The following is a 22,478-nucleotide window of genomic DNA, read 5'->3' as shown; positions in this document are numbered from 1 at the left end:
GAAGATGATCGAAATATTTGTTAAACGCCCTGCCACAACAATCATCTTTATTGCCATCTTTATGGTAATGGGACTGGTTTCAATTGGTAACTTAATTATTGAACCGACACCTAAGGTTGAGCTTCCACTTATTACAGTACAGACGGTCTATGCTGGTGCATCACCTGAAGAAATCGAATCACAAATCTTAAAGAAGATTGAGGACGAAATTTCAGAAGTCTCTCAAATTAAGAAAATCAAATCAGATGCACGTGACAGTTTTGGTATTGTTATCATTGAGTTTGATATTGAAGCAGACGCTAATATCAAATCAATTGAAGTAAAAGATAAGGTTGAAGCAATCTTAAACGATTTTCCAGATGGAGCAGATCGTCCAATCATTGCAAAGTTTGACCCATTAATTCAGCCAATTGCAACTCTTGCTCTTTCAAGTACAAAGCATGACCTGACTCAAGTATATGAGTATGCTGATAAAAAACTTAAGTCTCGCCTATCATCTATCAATGGTGTTGCCTCTGTTGACATTTTTGGTGGACGAGAAAGAGAGATCAATATTGAGTTAGATAATAACCTTCTTATTCAAAATTATCTGTCAATTGAGGATGTTCTTGCGGCCATCTCTAGAAAAAACCTAAATATCCCAGGTGGATCAATAAATACGACAGACTCTAAGATTAGTGTTCGCTTCGTTGGGGAGTTTGCCAACGTTGACGAGATCAGAAATCTAGAAGTTGTTTCCCGAGAGGGACAAGTTTTTAAGCTTCAAGAAATTGGAAATGTTTCAGATAGCTTTAAAGAAGTTGAAACGATGGCACGCTTCAATGAAAAGGAAGTAGTCGGTCTATCAGTACTAAAGCTTTCTGATGGTGATGCTATTAAGATCGTTGAGAACTTAAAAAGCTCTCTTGAGAAAGTACAAAGTGAGCTACCTGATGGGATGCAACTTGAACTAGTCGTTGATACAACTCGAATTACACTAGATGATACAAAAGGTACAATTAACTCGATCTTCATTGGTATTGGTTTAACAATTGCGATTCTTTTAACATTCCTGGGAGACTGGCGTGGTGCCCTTATTGCAAGTATCGTAATTCCGACTTCAATTATCTCAACACTTTTCCTTATGGATATGTCATCGTTTTCAATTAACGTTATGACACTTCTTGCATTCGGTACATGTCTAGGTACCCTCATTGCAAACGCTCTTATCATTATCGAAAACGTTTACAAGCATCTAAAAATGGGAAAAGACTCTCAGTCGGCAGCCATTGATGGGACGAAAGAAGTATTACTTGCAGTAATGGCCTCTTCAGGAACAAACCTAGTTGTATTTACTCCACTGGCCTTCATGGGTGGTGTCGTTGGTAAGTTCATGCTTCAATTTGGTATGACTGTTGTATTTGCAACGATCTTCTCGATCCTAGCATCTGTTACGTTAACACCAATGCTTTGTGCCTTACTTCTAAAAGACCCTGATACTTTAAAAGGACCTTTCCCTAAGCTCGCAGGTCTTGTCGATCGCTTACTTGCTTGGGCAACAAAACAGTACCGTTGGTTCTTTGATAAATTTATGAATTGGCCTATTACTTCAATTATTGTCCTAATGGCGCTTTTCTTTACAATTGTTTATCCGGCAAAACGTGTTGGTAATGAGTTCCTTCCAAAGTCTGACCGTGATGAATTTAAGGCATTTATTCTTATGCCAGATGGTTCACCAATTGAAAAAACAGCTCAGATCACTCAACAGGTTGATGAGATTATAAGAAAGTACCCAGAGGTTGTTTCAACTCTTTCAGATATTGGTTATGACGGTGAAGAAAGATCACGTATTACCGTCAACTTAACTTCAGCAACAAAGAGAAAAAGAGACTATAAAGAAATCATGGATGATCTACTTCCAAAGGTATCTAATATTCCTGAAGCAGAAATTACTCTAACAGGTGGTAGTCGAAACGCTAGTAATGATGGTGATATTACAATAAACGTCACAGGAGATAATTTCGATAATATGATTATTGCATCAGAAAAAATGCAAAAGATCATGAAGGACTCAGGATACTTTAGTTCAATTGAAAGCTCTTACCGAATTCCAAAAATGGAGATTCAGTTTATTTCTGAACCTCAAAAAGTAATTCGTCAAAACCTATCAAGCTCGCGTCTTGGGGGTACAATCCGTGCACTTGTAAATGGTAATGATGATGCCGTTTATAAAGAAGGTGGTGAAGAATACGATATAAATGTAACTCTTGCGCCAGAATTTAAAAGAAATATCTCTGACTTTGATAAATTTCTAATTCATGGAAAGGATGGACTTATCCCAATCTCAAGCCTTGGTAAGGTTCAAGTTGTCGAAGCATCTTCGCCACTTAAAAGACGTGACAAAGAAAGAATCATTCAGATCAAAGCCTTTGTTGTAAAAGGTGTTGTTGGTGCCATCATGGGAGATCTGGGCCAGCAATTCAGTAAGGCAGAGCTACCACAAGGGACTAAGTTCATGTTTGCAGGCCAGGCAGAAAGTCAGAAAGAATCTCAACAAGAGATGGGAAAAGCCTTCATGCTAGCAGTAATCTTAACTTATATGCTACTTGTTGCGATCCTAAACTCATTTGTATTCCCAGTGTCAATTGGTTCAGCGATTCTAACATCTTTCCTAGGATCTTTTTTAATGATGTTCTACACGGAGCAGACGATTAATATTGGTTCCATGATGGCCATTGTAATGGTTGTAGGACTTGCCGTTAACAACGCCATTCTTATGATTGAATATACTCAGCAAAAGCTTGATGAAGGTGTTGAGATTAAGGAAGCATTATGGTTAGGGGCCGAGGAAAAACTGAAGCCTATTCTAATGACTTCTATTGCCATTATCGCTGGTACAATGCCACAGCTCTTTATGATCGACAAAATGAAGTCGGCCATGGGTGCAGTTTTGATTGGTGGTATGCTAGGTTCAATCTTCTTTACATACACACTCGTTCCAACGATTCACTTAGTGCTATATCGAGTGAAAGAATGGCTCTCTAAGCTATTGAAATCAAATGCATAATTTGAAAAAAGGCCTCTTAATTAGAGGCCTTTTTTACGTCTAAACTTAAGACATCTCCTGTAAATCTTCCCATCTTGAACAAACTCATCCTTAAAAGTGCTATAAATGTTCATTATTTTATTTAGCAACAAGCGAGAATTAAAGATGAGATCAATAATCCTTACCTCAGTTCTATGTTCAGGAATTTGCCAAGCTATGCCATCACAGGGTGTCGTTAAAGTATCTGACGGTGCAAGGGCAAATTGTAATGAGAAGAAGGACCTCTATCGAAATAAGCTTCAAGCATATAAAGTTAAAAATTATAGTTCCAAGCAAATTGGAGATAATATTGAACTGACATTGAACATTCAAATGCTCCAATGTAGTCAAACAGATAAAAGCTTTGCCTTTAAAGAAAAGAACATCTTTGATCTATTCACTTATAAAACATTTCGCAATATCGAAATGGAAGTAAGAACAAAGAGTGCTAATATTCTTTTCTATCAAGATGGTATTTATAAGAAACTTTCACAAGTTGATATCATAGATAACCAAGACCTTTCTAAAATTACTGCGAGCTTTAACGTTAAAGACCTCTTAACGAAAGAGAAGTATGAGAAATACTTAAATGGAGAAAAGGTTATCACTAGCCTAGACTTCAGTTTAAAAAGGTTAATTGAAGTTTCAGGTAATGACTTCAATGGAATTTACGATCAGAATTACGGTGGTTTTAGAGTGTTTTTTGAAATTAAATAATAAAAAAAGGGCCTCATAAGAGGCCCTTTCTATTTGTCTTATTTTTGATTCATACCTTTGTACTTATCTTTTGACATAGTCGTTACGTAGGCCGCAACATCTTTAATGTCTTGAGCTGAAAGACCACGAACCTTTGTCCACATCATAGAAGTATTCTTAGTTTTTCTCTTCTTTGATTGAATCGCAGTAACTTGCTCAGCAACGTAAGCAGCATCTAGACCAGCAATTCTTGGACCTTTAACAATTGCAATTTTACTAACATCTGCAGCTTTCCCCATACCATCAGCATTGTGGCAAAGAGCACAGTTAACTTTCTTGTAAATTGCTTTACCTTTAGCAGCATCTCCAGCGTAAGCACTTACACTTAGTAGAGCGGCAACAACAGTGATTTTGAATAAATTCACAATATATCTCCTTTATATTTATAGCGTAGCTATACTTTATGCAATTATCGTCAAATCGTCAGTAAATTTAAAAGAAAATATACCCTTGGGGCCATTTGTTGAGCTATACTCTCTTGCACACAGTGGCAAGTTAAAGAAACTCAAAAGAAACTTAAAAGAGAGTAAAAATGAACACAAGTGTCATAAGCCTAATTTTAGGAACAATATGCATCGGATTAGCACCTATTTTTGTTAAAAATCTCAGTGGTGACCTTTCTCCGAGCATGATTGGCGCTCTTCGTTGTTCAATTGCAGGTTCAATTCTTCTTATTTACCAACTTCTTATTAAGAAAAATTATATCAAGGACAAACGCTTCTATACTATGACGGCCGTCATAGGTTTCTGCTTTGCTATGGACTTATTTGTTTGGCATCGATCAGTTCACTTAATTGGTGCTGGCATGTCTACAATTTTAGGCAATACCCAAGTTTTCTACTTACTTGTTTTTGGCCTTATCCTTTATAAAGAAAAAATAACACTCAAAAAGCTACTAGTATTTCTCTTTGCTTTCTTTGGAGTATTTCTCATTCTAAAAGGCCAAGTTCAATTCTATCAGTCAGAGGAATTCTTTTGGGGAGTACTCTTTGGTCTGACAACAGGGTTGTGCTACTCACTTTATACAACTTCAATTAAGAAAACGTCCCTTATGACATTTAAGACGAAAATCACTGCACTAGAGATTATCACCTACTCTTCTCTTGTGACTGGAGCGATTCTCTTTATTACCGCTCAATTTGAGCACGGCCACAAAAGCCTAGCTCTTGAGCATCTGCCTTCTGTATTTGGGCTTGCTATTCTTTGTCAGGTCATTGGCTGGTCATTAATTAGCTATGGCCTTAAAAGTGCCCCACTTTCTGTTTCAGGACTTATTATTTTATTACAACCAGTGATTGCTAAGACTCTAAGTATATTCCTTTTTAATGAGCCATTCTCTTCACTTGAAATAATTGGAGCTGCAATTCTCTTAACGTGTATTTACCTAGGAACTCACCTTTCGCGTCCAAAGAAAACGAAATCAAATGACAATTGAGGCCAATCTTTATAACATTTCATAAATAATTTTAATTAGGTATGGTTTAAATGAAGGTGATCTCTTTACTTGCTCTAGTGAGCATTTTTCTTATTAGTTGTTCAAATAATAACGAGACAGATCTCCTTGTCCCAAAGGATAAAGAAATTCACCAAGAGGCAACTAAAAAGGCCATTAAAGAGATTGAAAATAATAGTGTTGTCTTCTCCCAACAACAAGCAAACCATTGGAATGGGAAGAAGAAAGTTGATTTCAACAAAGATATTAAACCAATATTTGATAATCGCTGTGTTGTTTGTCACAGTTGCTACGATTCACCTTGCCAACTAAAACTAACTTCCCGAGAAGCCGTTGAAAGAGGAGCCTCTAAAGATAAGGTCTATATGGGAGAGCGCTTAATCGTTGCTTCGCCAAGCCGACTTTATATCGATGCAAACTCAACTAAGCAGTGGAGAGATAAAGGTTTTTTCTCAGTTTCACATAAAAATCTTAATAAAAACGTCATAGCAAAGATGATAAAGTTAAAAGAGGTTGTGCCTCTTCCGGAGACAAAGATTCTTCCGACAAGCTTAGACTTCAGCCTAGAAAATGATCGTTTTTGTCCAAAAGAAGACGAATTTGAAAACTACGCGAAGTCTTCTCCTTTTGGAGGTATGCCATATGGACTTCCTGCACTAACAAATAAAGAGAGTGAGCTAATTACAACTTGGATAGCCCAAGGCTCAAACTTCAACAAAGAAGCTCCCCTTTCAAGGGAAGAACTAAAAAAAATAAAAGATTGGGAACTTTTCTTAAACAAGAAAAGTAAAAAACATCAACTTATGGCGCGCTACCTTTATGAGCACCTTTACCTAGCAAATCTATATTTTAGTGAAAAAAATGAAACGAATTTTTATAAATTAGTAAGATCTAAAACACCAACTGGAAAACCAATCAAAGTCATTGCCTCTCGAAGGCCATTTGATGATCCAAAGGTTAAGAGAGTCTACTATCGACTAGTGAAACAGAAAGAGACAATTGTCGATAAAACGCATATGCCTTACCTCTTTGATAAAGAGAGAATGAATTGGTATAAGAAATTATTTATAACACCAAAGTATCAGGTAAAAGAACTTCCTAGCTACCGAGCCCTAGAAGCAGCAAACCCATTTTTAACTTTTAAAGATTTACCTGTTGAATCACGTTATGAGTTTCTTCTTAAAGAGTCTCAATACACGATTTCTAACTTTATAAAAGGTCCTGTTTGCCGCGGTCAAATTGCCCTTAATGTAATTCAGGATCACTTTTGGACTTTCTTTGTAAACCCTAAGCTTTATAAAAACCGCAATAATTTTCCACTTACAAATGAGCTAGAGCGCATGAGTCTTCCTGCACAGTTTGCAAATGTGGGTGGTGTTCAATGGTTCAAGTATAAAAATGAAGAAGAAAAATATCTTAAAAAGAAGTCAGAATTTATCGATCAAAACTCCTCTATCCTAAATCTAAATTCTATTTGGAATGGCGATGGAAACAATCAGAATGCAGCATTAACTATTTTTAGACATTTTGATAGTGCGACAGTTTTGAAAGGACTTGTTGGTCAAAATCCAAAAACAGCTTGGGTCATTGATTATCCACTCTTAGAAAGAATTCACTACCTCCTGGTTGCTGGCTTTGATGTATATGGGAATTTATCTCATCAACTCAACACTAGACTTTACATGGATTTTTTAAGACTTGAAGGTGAATTCAACTTTCTAACATTACTACCTTCAAAACAAAGATTGAAAGAAAGAGAACTATGGTACGAAAGAGCTTCTGGTAGAGTTAAAGAACATATCGTAGGACGCTATGCTTGGATAAAGAAAGAGCCCGCAATTTCATATAAGACTAGAGACGCAAAGAGTGAACTATTTGAACTATTAAAAAATAGACTAGCTCCTGCTTTAAATAAGAGGTTTGAAGTTAAAGATGATAATCTCAAAAGCTTAATGAATAACGAAGAGATGAAGAAGACTGCTGTAAATCTCTTTTCACAAGTATCTTTTATCTTGATTGAGGATACTAATGAAACATATACGTTAATTCACAACAATGCTCACTACAATATCTCTCACCTCTTGAAAGAAGGAAGTCAGAGAATTACTGAAGAAGATAACTTCACTGTAACAAAAGGAACTGTAGGGAGTTATCCGAATACTATTTTTAAACTTAAAAAATCTCAACTACCGAATTTTGTAAATGCAATTAAGAATACTACTTCACAGGCAGCTCATAGCAGGCTTCTTGATAAGTATGGTGTGAGAAGAAGTGATAAAAGATTTTGGCCAACACTAGATAAAATTCATGAGATAGCCTTTGAAACAAATCTTATTGAATTTGGTCTTTATGATTTAAATCGATTGGAAAATCGCTAAAGACATCAAAATTTAGTTAATTTTTTAAAGTAACTCTCCGACAGTTATGCCATGGATAAAGTATTAATTTCTTGGGCAGGAAACGATGAAGTCGAATCCTTCTCCCCGTACTGTGCAACTATAAATAGAATTTTTTCATTTCTAAATATCGACTTTAAGTTAAAAACAGTCCATGTGAACTCTCAAATTCAGGGAGTGCCAGCTAAGATGAGCAGTCTTCCTGCTATTATTGATGGCGATAAGAAATACTTAGGCATTAGAAATTGTATCAACTACTTCAAAGACTTGCGTGGAGAATCTGAGCTTTTTCTTTTAAACAATGAAGAAGCAATGCAGGCCCAGCTCTTACAAGATTGGTGTATAAATTCATTATGGGCAAGTATCGTTTACTTCTCATACAAAGATACAAAAGGGCTTAGCGCTATGAAGAAAAAATTCGCTAAGCAGGCCAAGTATGTTCAAGATATAGATGAATCACCAGAAGATGTTATTTCGTCAGTAAAAGAAATTATAGTAAAGCGTATCTCAGAGTATGAAATCTTTCATAAAGATCAAGCATGTGCACTTGATTATTTTGAATCACAGATTACTTATATTAACGAAATACTGGGAACGAAGAATTTTATTTTTGGCAACGATATCAAGTATATCGATATATTACTCTATTGCCATCTGAATCGTATTCTCATTACTGGACTACCTCCTGCAGATCTAATTAAGCAGAAGTACCACCGTATCATCAGGTGGCTCCAACGAGTGGCCGCCCAAACACGTTCAAAAGATAATATCTACCCAACCCATCTAGAAAGTTAGCTGCAATATTTCAAATTATGCTCTTTTTCTATTAAACTTAGATAAAAGATTTTAAATGGAGACATTATGAAAAATATTGCCATCATCATGGCCATGGACTCGGAAGCAGCACCGCTTTTAGAGAAACTAGCTATCACAGATCAAGACAAAAAATTAGACCCAAATCTACCAATGAAATTATATCAATGTGAATATCACGGGCATAAGATTTCAGTTATTATAAGTGGTGAATGTAAGCACCATAAAGTGCAAAACGTAGGAACGTCTCCTGCGGTTGTCTCTACTCTTCTTGCGATCAGAGAACTTGGTGCAGAAATGATTATCAACGCGGGAACTGCCGGTGGCTTTAGAAAGCGTGGTGCAGAAGTTGGAGACGTCTACACGGCCGACACAACAGTTTTTCATGATCGCAGAATTCCTATTCCAGGATATGAAAACTACGGAATCTATAAGACAGCACATCCTATTGCTCAAGAATATGGAAAGCTTCTAAACCTAAAGACAGCAATTATTTCAACAGGAAACTCTCTTGATATGAGTGCTGAAGATGAAAAGTTAATTGAAACAAATCAAGCAGTTCTTAAAGATATGGAAGCTGGAGCTATTGCCTGGGTAGTTGATCAATTCAGTATTCCAACACTCTTTTTAAAGTCAGTTACTGACATTGTTGACGGAGAGCATCCAACAGAGGAAGAGTTCTTTGCCAATTTGAGATTAGCATCGGATAATTTAGGTAAGAAATTAATTGAGCTAATCGAAAAAATCTAAGGAGTGATTTATGAAATTACTAGCTGCTATGCTTTTTATCCTTCCAGCTTTAGCTGCACCATGTGCAGGACAAGAAGGTGAATATTGGATCAACAATGATGGAACACAAGGTGGATTCGTTGCTGATACAGCTTATGTATCAAAGAATGTTTATATTGGTGAGAATGCACAAGTTTGTGACAAGACCCAAGTAACAGGATTTGCAAAAATCACAGGTAATGCAATTATTTCAGACTACGCTAAAGTTTGGGGTAATGCTCACGTGTATGAGAATGCAAGAGTTTATGATGAGGCGTCAGTTTGGGATAATGCTGAAGCTTTTGGCGAAGCTCAAATTTATGGCTTTGCAGGACTTAAGGGTAACGTAAAAGTTTACGGTAAAGCTCGTATGTTTGATGCTACTTACTCTTCAGGACGTTATTACTAGGAATATATATGAGAAAAATCTTTTTATTTTCACTGTCTCTTTTTCTAATTGTAGGCTGTAAGGAACAAACACAAGTTAAACTTCGTGTAATTGAAACCACTGACCTACACGGTTACTACAAAGACTACGATTATTATAAGAACGAAGAAAGTAAAAGATTTGGACTTGTTAAAACGGCTACACTTATTAAAAAGTATGCCGCACAAGCAGATAATTATACGCTCATCGATAATGGTGATCTCCTTCAGGGGAATCCTATGGCCGACTTTGTGGCCACTCACGGAAAAGAAGGAGTTCACCCTGCTTTTAAACTCATGAATCATCTAAAGTATGACGTGGGTAATATTGGAAACCATGAATTTAATTACGGCCTAGAGTTTCTAGATGCCTCTCTTAAAGATGCAAAATTTCCTTATATCAATGCTAACGTTTACAAAGACGAAAATGGTAAGCCAGCATCGCCTTACTTTAAGCAATATGTAATTTTAGAGAAAAAAGTTAAGGACACAAAAGGTCTGCCACATAAGCTCAAAATTGGATACATTGGTTTTGTTCCGCCACAGATTATGGTCTGGGATAAGAATAATCTTGAAGGGAAAGTCGTGGCCCGCGATATTATTGAAGTCGCAAAAGAGCTTACGGCGAAAATGAAAAATGAAGGCGCTGATGTCATCATCGCAATTCCACATTCAGGAATTAGTACAGATGAATACAAGCTTTATGCAGAGGACTCAGTTTCCTACCTAAGTCGCGTTCCTTATATCGATGCCATTGCCTTTGGTCACACTCATGCTCTATTTCCTTCAAAAGAATATGAAGGAATTCAAGGTATTGATGCGAAGAAAGGAACAATTAATGGAGTCGCTGCCGTTATGCCTGGGAAATGGGGATCACACGTTGGAATCATTGATTTAAAATTAAACTTTGATGGAAGTAAGTGGCATGTGATCGATGGACAATCCTCAGTCTACTCGATTTATGATAAAGAATCAGATTCAAGTGTAAAACCCGATCTTGAACTTGCAGAAATCATTGAAGATGATCACCAACGAACAATTAAGCTCGCAGGTGAAAAAGTTGGTTTCTCTAAGGAGGAATTTTATAGCTTCCTCTCACTAATCCAAGATGATGCGGCAACACAGATTGTCTCTAACGCTCAAATTGATTATGTGAAAAGAGCAATACAAGGCGATGCTAATTTAAGTGGGCTCCCAGTATTATCTGCAGTTGCACCTTTTAAAACAGGTGGCAGAAAGAATGATCCAAATGGATACACAACTGTTGAAAAGGGAAATCTGACATTGAGAAATGCAGCTGATCTCTACCTCTACCCTAATATGCTCTACGCTCTAAAGCTCACAGGAAAAGAAGTTAAATTGTGGCTAGAGTGCTCTGCGGGGATGTTTGCTCATATTGATCCAAACTACAGCAAGGACCAACCTCTTCTAAACTGGGGAAGCTTTCGTTCATACAACTTTGATATGATTGACGGTCTAACTTACGAGATCAATATCACAAAGAGAAGACACTACGATGAAAATTGTAAGGTTTTAAATAAAGATTCATTCAGAATTGAAAACTTAAAGTATCAAGGAAAGGCCGTTACTGATGAGCAAGAGTTTATTCTTGCAACAAATAGCTTTCGTGCAACCGGTGGTAAATTTCCAGGTGCAGTAAAAGCCAATGTCGTCTTTAGTGCTCCAGATAGCAATCGCCAAGTTCTAATCAACTACATTAGAAAAGAAACGAAAGAAAAAGGTTTTGTCGATGCTCGTCCAAATGAGAACTGGAAGATCAAGCCAATAGCTAATGCAGACAAACTTAAGGTTTACTTTGAAACTTCTCCATCAGATAAAGCGACAAAGTATATTAAGAAGAAGTCAAAATTTAAGCTTAACCGTATTAAAGGCCTTGATGATGAAGGCTTTGCAAAATACTATATCATTCTTAAATAGACACACCGCTCTTAAAAATCACCAAGGCGTAAGTTACTGAATTTACGCCTTAACGTATTAATAATATGACATTTAAATCAAGATTAGATAAAATCTAAGGTCCGGGGATTATATTCTCAAACGATTTAAAAGGATTTTATATGTCAGTATACGTCAATAGAACATTAAATATGAAGAAGATCAAGGCCATTGGTTTTGATATGGACTACACTCTAGTTCGCTATAAAACAGAAGCTTTCGAAAAATTTGTTTTCGAACTCGTGCTTCAAAAATTAGTAGATGTAAAAAATTATCCAAAAGAAGTAACAGATTTAAAATTTGATTTTAACCAAGTTATTCAAGGTTTAATTATCGATCGTCTTCGTGGAAATATTTTACAAACAAACCGCTACGGAAAAGTAAAGATCGCAAAGCATGGTACAAAGCCAATGGACTTTCATGATCAGAATGAAATCTATGGGAATAGTATCATTGACCTAAACTCAGAACAGTATCAATCACTAGATACAAACTTCTCAATTTCAAATGGTGCAATGTTTGCAAACCTTGTTGATCTAAAAGACCAAGGCTTAAAACTTCCTGATTACGAAACACTATCTCACGATATCAAAGAAGTTATCGATATCGCTCACTCTGACAATTCTCTTAAAGGATATGTCGAAGAGCATCTTGAAGACTTTATTATCAAAGACCCAGAAGTGGCAAAACTGCTAGAAAGGTTTAAACGCTTTGGAAAGAAGTTAATTCTTATCACAAATAGTGAATGGACTTGGACAAAAAGACTAATGGAATACACGATTAATCCATTCTTAAAAGAGCATGAGAACTGGACAGACCTATTTGATATTTCAATCTGTCTTGCATGTAAGCCAAGATTCTTTAACGTAAGCAATATGTTTCTAGAAATTCAAACGGATACTGGACTAATGACAAATGCAGAAGGTCCTCTAGAGCAAAACAAGGTGTACCAAGGTGGATGGGCCGGAAAATTACAAAAAGATCTAGGCCTTGAAGGTGAAGAGATTCTTTACCTTGGTGACCATATCTATGGTGATGTTCTTACACTAAAGAAAACTTTCAACTGGAGAACAGCTCTTATCCTAGATCCTCTTGAAGCAGAGATTGAAGCGATTAGACAGTCAACACCAACACAAGCTCTTATCGATGCTGAAATGGAACAAAAAGAAAAGCTAGAACATGAGCTAAATAAGCTAGAGCTTTTAAAGCACGAAGATCCAGAAAAATATAATAAAGAAGATATTGGAAAGATCTTTAGCGAAATTGATAAGATCAACTCAAAAATCTCTCTGCACTTAGATGCTTATCGCCAATTCTTTAACCCACACTGGGGAGAAATGATGAGAGCAGGACTGGAGGAATCACGTTTTGCTGATCAAGTTGAAAAGTATGCATGTTTCTACATGGCAAAGATTACAGATCTTCTAGAGTACACTCCACGTACTTACTTTAGGCCAAAGAAAAGAATCTTGGCCCACGAAGATTCAACTATGCTTTAAATTTATATTGAACAAATTGTTGAAAGACACGGTAAACTTCATCACCGTATCCCCCGGCCATAACCCATGCTTGGGGGATACCTTTCGACTCTAATAATTCATTCATATACTTATCTCTTTCAAGACATTCTTCTAAACTTAGCTGAATTCCTTTAGCACTTTCCAAAATGTCTTTTTCATAAACATCTGCACCTTGAACTACAATACAAAGATCGTAATCTTCTTTGATAAAGTCCCCTACTTCTTTGAGTTTTACAAGATAGTCATCATCGGGAGTAACTGGGATATCAAGAGTGCTAGGAATATAACTTGAGTTAGTTTTATCAGGATTATCAAGTGGCCAACCATCCTTCATATGAATTGAAACACAATCAATCGACTCATCGTTGGCAACAATTTGTGCAGTTCCATCACCTTTATGAGCATCCATATCTACAACGAGACACTTACCAAGACCTTTTTCCTTTTGTAATTTTCTAATTGCAATAACGATATCGTTAAACATACAAAAGCCACCTGGCCCATCACTCTTTGCATGATGCATTCCTCCTCCTAAATGATAAGAAAAGCCCGATTCTAGAGCATTACAGGCAGCAAGGTATGTTCCTTCGCAATGAGAAAGAGCACGATTAATAAAATCACTTAAAGGTTTTACTGCAGCAGAAGGCTCGTAACGATGATAGCTTCCATCGTCATTAATAAGTTCGTAAGCTTCAAGAACAAGTCCAGTAGGATCAAGTTTAGTACGAGCACAAAAGTCGCGATCATGGACAAGGGCCAAGTCACTTAAAAAGAAATGTGTTGATTTTCTTCTTTCAAGAAATGGAGAATTTTTGAATTCTTCGAGGATTTTGGTTACTCTCTCGTCTTTTAAAGGAACGCCAATACCATAGTCAGTATAACTTCCAAGGGAGTCTTCCATGTAATAGAGTCGACTTTTTTCTGGATGGTATTTCATATTCATTCCTTTATTAACGAAACTTAGCTTGCTTGATTATCCTAATATTATATAGTTATACATTAAAATGGCCTGTAAATCTTACAAATTTAAGAATGTGACAAGGCCCTTTGCTATAGTAATCTATTAGCTTTGCTATAAGTATACGATTTTTTTGGGAGATTAAATTTCATGACAAATAGGACAATCTGGCTTCGCCATGAAACAAAACCATTTGAAGAGCGTAGTGCACTTACGCCCCAAGCTGCCCTAATGCTAAAGGAGCTTGGTCATGAAGTAATTATTGAACGCTCACCTAGTCGTATTTTTAAAGATGATGAATTCGAAGCACTTGGCCTTAAGATGATGCCTACAAATTCATGGATAAACTTTGCACCGGCAAATGCTTTTATCCTTGGTTTAAAAGAATTAGATGTTCACACTTTTCCATTAACTCACAGACATATACACTTTGCTCATGTTTACAAAAATCAAACAGGTTCAAAAGAAATGCTTGATCGTTTTATTCAAGGAGATGGAAAATTATATGACCTTGAATACCTAACTGACCCTAAAGGGAGAAGAATTGCAGCATTTGGGAAGTGGGCAGGATTTGTGGGAGCGGCCCTAGGACTTAAGAACTGGATTTGCCAACAAAGAGGAAAAGACTTTAATGATTGTGGCCCATTGAACTCATATTCATCTCAGCATGAGTTAATTAATGATATATCAAAGGAGCTAGATGAGCTTGGTTCAAGGCCAAGAGTTCTTGTCATTGGAAACCGTGGACGTTGTGGCCGAGGAGCAAAAGAGCTACTTGAAGCTGTCGGTGTTGAAATGACTGGTTGGGGAAGGGCCGATACACAAGTGGCCAGACCAATTAAGCAAATTCTCGATTACGATATTCTAGTCAATTGTACTTTAAATAAAAAACCGGCCGAGCCATTTCTCAATTTAGAAATTCTACAAAATGAAAGAAATCTTTCTGTAATTTCTGATGTTAGTTGTGATCCTACAGGTCCTTGTAACCCTCTTCCGATATATCCTGATATTACGACAATTGATATTCCAACGTTTAGAGTTCAAGAGTTAGATCAGCTCTTAGAAGTTACTGCAATTGATCACCTTCCATCTCTTCTTCCAAGAGAAAGTACTGAAGAATATGTGGAGCAATTACTTCCTCATTTAATCAATTTACTTAATGGCGATATTGAAGATTCTCCGTGGGAAAACGCACTTGAGATTTTCTATCAAAAAACGATTGAGCTAGGCCTAGAGAAAAAGTTAGTCGAAGAGCCTCAGCTATTGATGTAATTTTCAATAGCTCTTACTTCATCGTAATTTTCAAAATTTTCGTATTTTTCATAGCCCTTAATAAGGTATTGGCACTTTTTTAAACAAAGCTGAGTTAACACTTCAATTCTCTCAGTTGAAAGCTGGCGATTTTCTTTGGCCCAGGCCATGGCCTTAACTCTCCAGTAATCCATTGCAAAGAACTTGAAGGATAGTTGATCATCATGACCTGCATGCTTAATTACCAGAGGCTCATCTAAGAAGTCGATTTCATACAAAGAAGTTATCTTAAGCCATAGGTCATAATCTTCGCACACAATAAAGCTTTCATTAAAACCATTCATCTCTTCAAATAATGTTCTTTCAAGTAAAACGCTTGAAGGTGAAATGACACAATTTTTTAAAGAGCGAATAAACATATCCCCTCCGACTTTTTGATGAGCTTTTTTTTGTTTTACAACTTCACCATCTCTAAGCCAAAGCTCCCCTGTATGGCAGAGGCGATGTTTTGAGCTATCTAGTAAGCTTAATTGTTTTTCAAGCTTGTCTTCTTTCCACTCATCATCAGAGTCAAGAAATGCGATATATTTCCCTGAAGATTTTTTTACACCTAGATTTCGAGCAGCTGAAACTCCTCTATTTTCTTGAAAAAAATATTTTATGCGAGAATCCGAGTAGGACTCAACAGTTTGCTTTGAATTATCAGTTGAACCATCATCAATAACAATTAATTCAAAATCTTGAAAACTTTGTCCTAAAACAGAGTCAATTGCACGGGCCAAGAACTTGGCCCGATTGTATGTGGGAATGACGACACTAACTAACACTATTAATAATATCTTCTAGTACTTCTTTCGTAACTTTCTTCTCAAGAGAGTTTAGGACTCCATCTAATTGGTCATGATCTCTAGCACCACAAAGAACAGTGCTTAGTTCATCATGAGAAAGATTAAAGTGAATTGCAAAGTCTAAACCAGTAAGTCCGTGCTTTTCTAGTGCAGGTTGCATTCTTGCAACAATATCATAGCGACTTTCTTTATCCATGGCCTTCCACCATGGTGCCCATGAGCGGCAGTCACTTTTGTCAAATTTTCGATCCTTCGTCACTCGTCCAGTTAGGATTCCTTTATCAAGAGTTCCCCAGCTCATAAAACTTAAGTCATTTTCATTTACGATTGGGAAAATATCTTTTTTAACGTCTTGTTCAAAAAAGTTAAATTGTGATTGGATCACCTCAACTCGATCGACTTGTGACGCTAATTTAAACTCTTCGGTCGTTGTATTACAAAGTCCGATATGCTTAACTTTTCCTTCATGCTTGGCCTTTGCAATAACCTCAAGAGTTTTTCTGATATCCACTCTTTCATCAGGCCAGTGAACCATATAGAGATCAATATAATCTGAATTTAGATCTCTTAGTGATTGTTCAATCATTTTTTGAGTGACAACTGGATCATTAGTCATATCCACTCGTTTATTCTCGTGCCAAGTCACACCTGACTTAGAAACAATAAAAACTTTTTCACGATTATTTTTAAATGCTTCGCCAATTCTCTTCTCACTCTCACCAAAGCCATAAATCGGTGCCGTATCAAAGATCTTCACTCCACGATCAAAGGCGTATTGTAAAAGACTAATCGAATCTTCTTTACTAATATCACCAAATCCATAACCCGCGCCCTCTCCAGAGATACTGGCGCCACCAAAAGCAAATTGTCCAAATTGATCTAATATTTTCATAAGTCATGAATATCTATTTCGCCTAAATGCGTAAAGACTTGACGCACCGACAAGATAAACGTTATTTCCTAGTTATGGATTTACTTGTATTTGCCCACCGCGGCGAAGCTCAAACATTTTTAAAAGAGATGGATTTTAAATCACATCCAGACTTTAATGACCTCTACTTATGTGCAGATAAGAGCTACGGCTTAATTCTGACTGGAGAAGGCCCACAGAACGTTCTCATGGCCCTCACATATGCTATGGGTATCCTTAAAAACCAGGCAATTCAAATAGGTCAAATCATCAATCTTGGAATATGTGCTTCATTTAATGCTGATCTTAAGCAGGGTGAGATTTTTGAAATCAGAACAATCTACGGGCAAGAGGAATTCAAAAGTTTTCAATGCCAACAAAGCTCATCTAAGCTAGATCTTATCACTGCAAATGAAAGAGTTCTTGATAGCGAATTAGCAAAATCACTTTCACACTTTGCCCCTTTGGCCGATCGCGAAGCATGGGCCATCGGTCTTGCGGCAAAAAAATTTCAAACACCACTTAGAGTTTTTAAATTGATTTCGGATCACGTCACTGATGCACCTATTTGTGAATATATAAAAGAGCATGCCCAGGATTATTCCCAAGAGCTTTACCGCTACTTTATTGAGTCTTTTACAAGTGAAGAAAAATTACAAAGTGACGATCTTGCTCTTCTGAATGATGATGCATTTTACTTTACACTCTCACTTGAGCGCGAAGTAAAAAATCTCGTACAACAAATTCTTATTAAGTATGATATGAGTTTAAGTGATCTTTTAAACTTAAGCACATTTAAAGATATTCAAGCATTAGAGACAACCCCAAAGAAGAAGGCCCTCGAGCTTAGAGACTTCTTAAAAGAGAAACTCTATCCGACTCGTACTAAGATTATTAGACAACTAGATAACTTTATCAAAGAAACAGGACTTGATAAAAATGAATTATCTTATGATCCTTCTCTTGAAAAAGTTGTGCTAAACCTTAGAACTAAAATTAATTCTGAAAAAGAAATCCTTGATCTACAAAAGAAGCTTTCAAAGATTGATTGGCAAAAATTCAACGCCCTTATGAATGGAGAAGAGCTTTGAAGATCGAGAAAATCTTTATCGAAGATTCAATTAAAAATTCTCTGATCTCAAATCAGCTTCCACTTAAGTTTCCAAAGGCTACAGTCCAAATAATCGAAAATTACGCTGATATTTGGGGCAGAGTTAAAAAGCCCTACTTACAAAAGAGAGATTCTCTAAATCTCTTTATTGCAAGAAAGCAAGGCCAACTTGTTAAAGAGGCTCCCAATGCCTACGGTATCTCAGGAGAGCCTCACTACTACTTTATCCACGCTTACAACTGTATCTATGAGTGCGACTACTGCTACCTTCAAGGTTATTTCAATACTCCTGACCTTGTTCTCTTTGTGAATCACGAAGAGATTATAAGTGAGATGCAAAAAATTGCTGAACAATCGGATGAGAATATGTGGTTTCACGCAGGCGAGTTTAGTGACTCTCTTGCCCTAACTCACCTAACTGGAGAGCTAGATTACTACCACAAATTTACAAAGAAAAATCCTCACTGCTACATTGAACTTAGAACCAAATCAGCAAATATAAAAGAGCTTCTAAAACTAGAGCCACTGCCAAACTTCATCACTTCTTTTTCTCTTTCGCCAAAGAATAAGATTAAGTCTCACGACCTAAAGACACCAAGTCTTGCGGCCCGCCTAAAGGCCATTAAAAGCCTTTATGAAGCAGGTCACCCCATCGGTATTCACTTTGATCCTGTGATACACAGTGAAAGTTTTGAAAGTGAATATGAAGAGCTAATTAGTGAACTAAGCAGTGTGATTCCCTTAAGTAAAGTTGAGTATATTTCCATTGGTGTTGTACGCTTTACGAAAGATGTCTATTCACAGGTCAAGAAGAACTATCCACAAACAACATACTTCCATTCAGAACTTACTAAAGGTGAAGATGGAAAGATTCGCTATCCAAGACCAATGAGAATGTGGATATTAGGAAAGATTAAAGATCTTTGTCTTAAAGCAGGTGCCTCTAAAAAAAGTACCTATCTTTGCATGGAAGAGTAATTAATCATTTAGATATTCAGGATAACTAATATATAGAATTTCAATTACAGACGAAGAAAAGCCTCGTTGTCTTTCGCGGTAATTACGATAGATCTCTCCAGGATTAACAACCTTTGCCTTCTTATCTGAATCTTTCATTATCCCAACTTGTGTCGCGGCCATCTCATCATAAATCGACTCAAGTTCAGAAAAGTATTCGTCATTCTTGCTTGATAAACTTCCAAGGGCCTTTAATAGAGTAAGTGACATTAAGATATTATCTTGTAAGCTATCACTTTCAAGACTTACAACTAATTTATTAACCATACTGCCCACAATCTCGGCCCTTTGGTTGTCAGAAATTTTACCTTCACTAGACATTTCAATTAGTGTTTCAAATAGAACTGTAATATTTGATTGGCGACAAACAAGTGGAGCGCGCATAATCTTTGCCATATCATCTTCACTTATCTCATCAACACTATCCAAAGCCTCTTGAGCAAGTTCAGGAAAGCGTTTTGCAATAGCTCTACCTTCGATATTTATTAATAAATCCATCGCACGATTAAGGAGACTCAAAACATTGCCGTCTTCTTTTGCGTAAAAGCCAGAATTTGGATCTATGATTTGAGCAGGAGGCATATAATCATTATAAGTCTGTTCACAATCAATATTGGCCTTTCTAAGCTCCTCTATTGAACCACTCAGCTCAGAGAAAACACCATTGTCCATACCGAGCCCAACCAACGCAACGACCTCATCGTCAGATCTTTTATAATCACTCTTTTCATGAAATTGCTTTCGCGGGACAAACTTTTTCTTTGGTAATTCACGATTAGTGAAGGCCACCGGAGCATTCTGTGAATACTGCTCTCTTAGGGCCTCAGGGTGGTATTCGTCATTGTAGTAAGTATAGAAATAGTAACCGAGGGCCATTAAGACCAAGACTGACAAAAACAATAATATTCGTTTTTTCAAATCTCTTTCCTCGAAAAAAGTTCTAACTATCTAGAATTACATTTAATAATAATTATATGATAACGATATTTCGCTGCTATGTCCAAACAACTTTGATTTTTTGCAGTAAAAACCATGGGATATTACGCAATTTGTACAAAAGTAGTTGCACTTTTACGACGTTATGTTTATATTCTACAACCTAATAACCCATATATTAATGTAGAGTTTATATAAATAAATAAGGATGAAGTGATGGCACGTACATGTGATTTAACTGGAAAAAGAAGACTTGTTGGTAACAAAGTTTCTCACGCTAAAAATAGAACAAAAATGACTCAAAAACCAAATCTACAAACGAAGAGAGTTTTTGATCCTGTAACTGGTGAAACAATTAAGCTTAAGCTTTCAACTAGAGCAATCAGAACTCTAGATAAAGTTGGTTCACTTTCTAAGTTCCTAAAGAAGTACAAGCACCTTTGGAACGCTTAATTAGATTTAACTTAAAAGTTATATAGATAAAGAAAAGGCCAGCATTAGCTGGCCTTTTTATTTGTGTGAATTTTAAAAATTCTTAGTATTGAACATCTACTTGATCAATAACAAATCCCCACTTCTGAACTGAACGGTCAGACTTGAAGATAAGCTTTAAAGTATCACCTTCAGCGAAGAAAGAAGTATAGTTCTCACCTGCTCCAGTAATTTTCTCAACTAGAACTCCTCTTGCATCTCTAACTTCAATAAAGTCATAACGATTCTCAAGATCAAATTTACGAACTCTAACTCTCATAAACTTTGCACCTTCAACTGTGTAAGTTGTTTCAAGAGTTTGGTTTTCAGTATATGGATGTTCTGATTCAAAAGATGCAACATCTACAGTTTGCCAATCTTCTGGATTTGGTTCGTTTCTTTCAGGAATAGTATCTGTAAGAAGGTTGTAAGCATTGATACGTCCAGCGTTGATTGTCTTACCTCTAAGAGCAGCAACAGGATCAGAAGTTACCATAACTTTATTTCTTACTTGTAGTGGAGTTAGTCCTTTATTTTCTGAAAGGAAAAGTCCGATTACACCTGAAACGTGTGGAGTTGCCATTGAAGTTCCTGAGTAAGAAGCATATTTACCGTTGATAACAGTTGATAGAATTTCGTGTCCTGGAGCACCGATGTGTACAGTTGAGCGTCCATAACAAGAAAAGCTTGCTAGTTCATCAGCAGCAGTTGTAGCTGCAACAGAAATTACGTTATCAACATTGTAGTTTGATGGGTAGTGTGGACGTGAATCATTATCAGTAGAAGAGTTACCAGCAGCAGCTGTGAATACGATACCTGCAGCATTTGCTCTTTCAATTGCTTCTTTAAGAGCTTCTGAGCGGCCACCGCCTCCCCAAGAGTTAGACATAATATCAACACCGATTTTTGTTGCATAATCAATCGACTTGATTGCCGCTTCAGTTGAACCTGAACCGCTATCTGTTAGGAATTTAATCCCAACAAATTGAACATCTCTCATTACACCAGCAACACCAATTGCGTTATGTGAAGCACCGATTGTACCAGCACAGTGTGTTCCGTGAGAGTGTCCGTCCATTGGATCACCATCGTTATTTGCGAAGTCGTATCCGTGAACATCATCAATGTATCCGTTTCCATCATCATCAATTCCGTTACCTGGAATCTCACCTTCGTTTGTCCACATTTGATCTTTTAGATCTGGGTGGTTGTAATCAATCCCTGTATCGATAACTGCGATTTTAATTGCACGATCACCTTGAGTGATTTCCCAAGCTCTTAGTGCATCAACGTCAGCACCTTCTACACCTGAAACACCTCTTGGAGCATTAGAACCTGTATTTTTCAGACCCCAAAGTTGTCCAAATTTTTCATCTGCTGGCGTGTAGTAAACACCTTCATCTGAAGTTGTGTTATAGCTTAAGATTTCTTCTAATACATTTGTGTTTACGATTGGCTTTACGATTTTGTAGATAAAGTTTGGCTCTGCATATTCTACTTCTGCTCTTTCATTCATCTGCTTTGCAATTGAATCAATTGATACAAGAGACTCGTTAAATTTAACAACATAAAGATCCCCTGACGTAAGCTCGATACGACGGTCAAGTGAACTTCCATGTAATGATTGTCCAAAGAAACTTTCAACTGAAACATCTTTCTTTAGCTTAACAATTAGTTCACCTGGAACGTAATCAGCAGCTAGTGGAGAAAGTGCCATCGCTGAAACAACAGCTGGTGCTAAAAATGCGTTTAATCTCATTAGATCCTCCTAATCTTTTTATCTCCCTTCCATGGGAGACCCTATGCTAAGACTTTTAAATAATT

19 protein-coding genes are annotated in these 22,478 nt (G+C 36.7%); 13 read left to right on the top strand and 6 right to left on the bottom strand.

Annotated features, from left to right (window positions below; genetic code table 11):
* Window positions 1–4 precede the first annotated feature (4 nt).
* Together C0Z22_RS02460 and C0Z22_RS02455 are read left to right on the top strand one after the other, a co-directional pair.
* Window positions 5–3,046: an efflux RND transporter permease subunit gene (locus C0Z22_RS02460; protein WP_103216748.1), complete on the top strand. Its 3,042-nt coding sequence runs from the start codon at window positions 5–7 to the stop codon at window positions 3,044–3,046.
* A gap of 144 nt (window positions 3,047–3,190) precedes the next feature.
* Window positions 3,191–3,781, top strand: coding sequence for a hypothetical protein (locus tag C0Z22_RS02455; protein WP_146037762.1), 591 nt, complete (start codon window positions 3,191–3,193; stop codon window positions 3,779–3,781).
* Window positions 3,782–3,819: 38 nt separating this feature from the next.
* Here the strand turns inward: C0Z22_RS02455 and C0Z22_RS02450 are convergent, their stop codons facing one another.
* Window positions 3,820–4,185: a c-type cytochrome gene (locus C0Z22_RS02450; protein ID WP_158246778.1), complete on the bottom strand. Its 366-nt coding sequence runs from the start codon at window positions 4,183–4,185 to the stop codon at window positions 3,820–3,822.
* Between the two features lie 167 nt (window positions 4,186–4,352).
* Here C0Z22_RS02450 and C0Z22_RS02445 point away from each other — a divergent pair, with 167 nt between their 5' ends.
* The 7 genes from C0Z22_RS02445 to C0Z22_RS02415 all read left to right on the top strand — a co-directional run bounded on the left by C0Z22_RS02445 (window position 4,353) and on the right by C0Z22_RS02415 (window position 13,131).
* Window positions 4,353–5,255 carry a DMT family transporter gene (locus C0Z22_RS02445; protein WP_103216745.1) on the top strand — a complete coding sequence of 301 codons (903 nt, stop codon included), beginning with the start codon at window positions 4,353–4,355 and terminating at the stop codon, window positions 5,253–5,255.
* A 77-nt stretch (window positions 5,256–5,332) separates the two neighbouring features.
* The gene (locus C0Z22_RS02440; protein WP_158246777.1) at window positions 5,333–7,651 is read left to right on the top strand and encodes a fatty acid cis/trans isomerase; all 2,319 of its coding nucleotides are present in this window, start codon (window positions 5,333–5,335) and stop codon (window positions 7,649–7,651) included.
* 51 nt (window positions 7,652–7,702) lie between these two features.
* A complete protein-coding gene (locus tag C0Z22_RS02435) occupies window positions 7,703–8,464 on the top strand; it encodes a glutathione S-transferase C-terminal domain-containing protein (RefSeq protein WP_103216743.1) in 762 nt (253 codons plus the stop codon).
* A 66-nt stretch (window positions 8,465–8,530) separates the two neighbouring features.
* Window positions 8,531–9,232, top strand: coding sequence for a 5'-methylthioadenosine nucleosidase (locus C0Z22_RS02430; protein ID WP_103216742.1), 702 nt, complete (start codon window positions 8,531–8,533; stop codon window positions 9,230–9,232).
* Window positions 9,233–9,242: 10 nt separating this feature from the next.
* Window positions 9,243–9,659 (top strand): hypothetical protein, encoded by a 417-nt coding sequence (locus tag C0Z22_RS02425; protein ID WP_103216741.1) that lies wholly within the window; start codon window positions 9,243–9,245, stop codon window positions 9,657–9,659.
* An 8-nt stretch (window positions 9,660–9,667) separates the two neighbouring features.
* Window positions 9,668–11,614: a bifunctional 2',3'-cyclic-nucleotide 2'-phosphodiesterase/3'-nucleotidase gene (locus C0Z22_RS02420; protein WP_103216740.1), complete on the top strand. Its 1,947-nt coding sequence runs from the start codon at window positions 9,668–9,670 to the stop codon at window positions 11,612–11,614.
* Window positions 11,615–11,754: 140 nt separating this feature from the next.
* Window positions 11,755–13,131: an HAD-IG family 5'-nucleotidase gene (locus C0Z22_RS02415; RefSeq protein WP_103216739.1), complete on the top strand. Its 1,377-nt coding sequence runs from the start codon at window positions 11,755–11,757 to the stop codon at window positions 13,129–13,131.
* On the opposite strand, the gene C0Z22_RS02410 is transcribed toward C0Z22_RS02415, so the two are convergent.
* A complete protein-coding gene (locus tag C0Z22_RS02410) occupies window positions 13,121–14,089 on the bottom strand; it encodes a histone deacetylase (RefSeq protein ID WP_158246776.1) in 969 nt (322 codons plus the stop codon). The two genes, C0Z22_RS02415 and C0Z22_RS02410, sit on opposite strands and share 11 nt — an antisense overlap.
* Window positions 14,090–14,260: 171 nt before the next feature.
* Here C0Z22_RS02410 and C0Z22_RS02405 point away from each other — a divergent pair, with 171 nt between their 5' ends.
* Window positions 14,261–15,382, top strand: coding sequence for a saccharopine dehydrogenase (locus tag C0Z22_RS02405; RefSeq protein WP_103216737.1), 1,122 nt, complete (start codon window positions 14,261–14,263; stop codon window positions 15,380–15,382).
* Here C0Z22_RS02405 and C0Z22_RS02400 read toward each other — a convergent pair.
* Both C0Z22_RS02400 and C0Z22_RS02395 read right to left on the bottom strand, forming a co-directional pair.
* Complete coding sequence (locus C0Z22_RS02400) at window positions 15,367–16,188, bottom strand: glycosyltransferase (protein ID WP_199177505.1); 822 nt, start codon at window positions 16,186–16,188, stop codon at window positions 15,367–15,369. The genes C0Z22_RS02405 and C0Z22_RS02400 overlap by 16 nt on opposite strands.
* The gene (locus C0Z22_RS02395) at window positions 16,178–17,101 is read right to left on the bottom strand and encodes an aldo/keto reductase (protein ID WP_103216735.1); all 924 of its coding nucleotides are present in this window, start codon (window positions 17,099–17,101) and stop codon (window positions 16,178–16,180) included. Before C0Z22_RS02395 ends, C0Z22_RS02400 begins: the two co-directional genes overlap by 11 nt.
* 74 nt (window positions 17,102–17,175) lie before the next feature.
* Between C0Z22_RS02395 and C0Z22_RS02390 the strand changes: the two genes are divergently transcribed.
* Window positions 17,176–18,210 (top strand): hypothetical protein, encoded by a 1,035-nt coding sequence (locus C0Z22_RS02390; RefSeq protein WP_103216734.1) that lies wholly within the window; start codon window positions 17,176–17,178, stop codon window positions 18,208–18,210.
* Window positions 18,207–19,208 carry a radical SAM protein gene (locus C0Z22_RS02385; RefSeq protein ID WP_103216733.1) on the top strand — a complete coding sequence of 334 codons (1,002 nt, stop codon included), beginning with the start codon at window positions 18,207–18,209 and terminating at the stop codon, window positions 19,206–19,208. The genes C0Z22_RS02390 and C0Z22_RS02385 overlap by 4 nt, the downstream gene beginning before the upstream one ends.
* On the opposite strand, the gene C0Z22_RS02380 is transcribed toward C0Z22_RS02385, so the two are convergent.
* Window positions 19,209–20,141 (bottom strand): hypothetical protein, encoded by a 933-nt coding sequence (locus tag C0Z22_RS02380; RefSeq protein WP_146037761.1) that lies wholly within the window; start codon window positions 20,139–20,141, stop codon window positions 19,209–19,211.
* A 258-nt stretch (window positions 20,142–20,399) separates the two neighbouring features.
* On the opposite strand from C0Z22_RS02380, the gene rpmB reads away from it, so the two are divergent.
* Window positions 20,400–20,636 (top strand): 50S ribosomal protein L28, encoded by a 237-nt coding sequence (gene rpmB, locus C0Z22_RS02375; protein ID WP_103216731.1) that lies wholly within the window; start codon window positions 20,400–20,402, stop codon window positions 20,634–20,636.
* A gap of 82 nt (window positions 20,637–20,718) precedes the next feature.
* Here rpmB and C0Z22_RS02370 read toward each other — a convergent pair whose 3' ends face one another.
* Window positions 20,719–22,413 carry a S8 family serine peptidase gene (locus C0Z22_RS02370; RefSeq protein ID WP_103216730.1) on the bottom strand — a complete coding sequence of 565 codons (1,695 nt, stop codon included), beginning with the start codon at window positions 22,411–22,413 and terminating at the stop codon, window positions 20,719–20,721.
* Window positions 22,414–22,478: the final 65 nt, after the last annotated feature.

Origin of the sequence: Halobacteriovorax sp. DA5 (genome assembly GCF_002903145.1) — a bacterium.
Classification (GTDB): domain Bacteria; phylum Bdellovibrionota; class Bacteriovoracia; order Bacteriovoracales; family Bacteriovoracaceae; genus Halobacteriovorax_A.
Note: the sequence above shows the minus strand (reverse complement) of the source record. Positions and strands in the feature narration are given on the sequence as shown.

Coding starts and splice junctions, on each gene's coding strand:
- C0Z22_RS02410 (WP_158246776.1), bottom strand. CDS start 14,089: ATGAAATACCATCCAGAAAAAAGTCGACTCTATTACATGGAAGACTCC.
- C0Z22_RS02460 (WP_103216748.1), top strand. CDS start 5: ATGATCGAAATATTTGTTAAACGCCCTGCCACAACAATCATCTTTATT.
- C0Z22_RS02420 (WP_103216740.1), top strand. CDS start 9,668: ATGAGAAAAATCTTTTTATTTTCACTGTCTCTTTTTCTAATTGTAGGC.
- C0Z22_RS02395 (WP_103216735.1), bottom strand. CDS start 17,101: ATGAAAATATTAGATCAATTTGGACAATTTGCTTTTGGTGGCGCCAGT.
- C0Z22_RS02435 (WP_103216743.1), top strand. CDS start 7,703: ATGGATAAAGTATTAATTTCTTGGGCAGGAAACGATGAAGTCGAATCC.
- C0Z22_RS02445 (WP_103216745.1), top strand. CDS start 4,353: ATGAACACAAGTGTCATAAGCCTAATTTTAGGAACAATATGCATCGGA.
- C0Z22_RS02430 (WP_103216742.1), top strand. CDS start 8,531: ATGAAAAATATTGCCATCATCATGGCCATGGACTCGGAAGCAGCACCG.
- C0Z22_RS02425 (WP_103216741.1), top strand. CDS start 9,243: ATGAAATTACTAGCTGCTATGCTTTTTATCCTTCCAGCTTTAGCTGCA.
- C0Z22_RS02370 (WP_103216730.1), bottom strand. CDS start 22,413: ATGAGATTAAACGCATTTTTAGCACCAGCTGTTGTTTCAGCGATGGCA.
- C0Z22_RS02405 (WP_103216737.1), top strand. CDS start 14,261: ATGACAAATAGGACAATCTGGCTTCGCCATGAAACAAAACCATTTGAA.
- C0Z22_RS02415 (WP_103216739.1), top strand. CDS start 11,755: ATGTCAGTATACGTCAATAGAACATTAAATATGAAGAAGATCAAGGCC.
- rpmB (WP_103216731.1), top strand. CDS start 20,400: ATGGCACGTACATGTGATTTAACTGGAAAAAGAAGACTTGTTGGTAAC.
- C0Z22_RS02390 (WP_103216734.1), top strand. CDS start 17,176: ATGGATTTACTTGTATTTGCCCACCGCGGCGAAGCTCAAACATTTTTA.
- C0Z22_RS02455 (WP_146037762.1), top strand. CDS start 3,191: ATGAGATCAATAATCCTTACCTCAGTTCTATGTTCAGGAATTTGCCAA.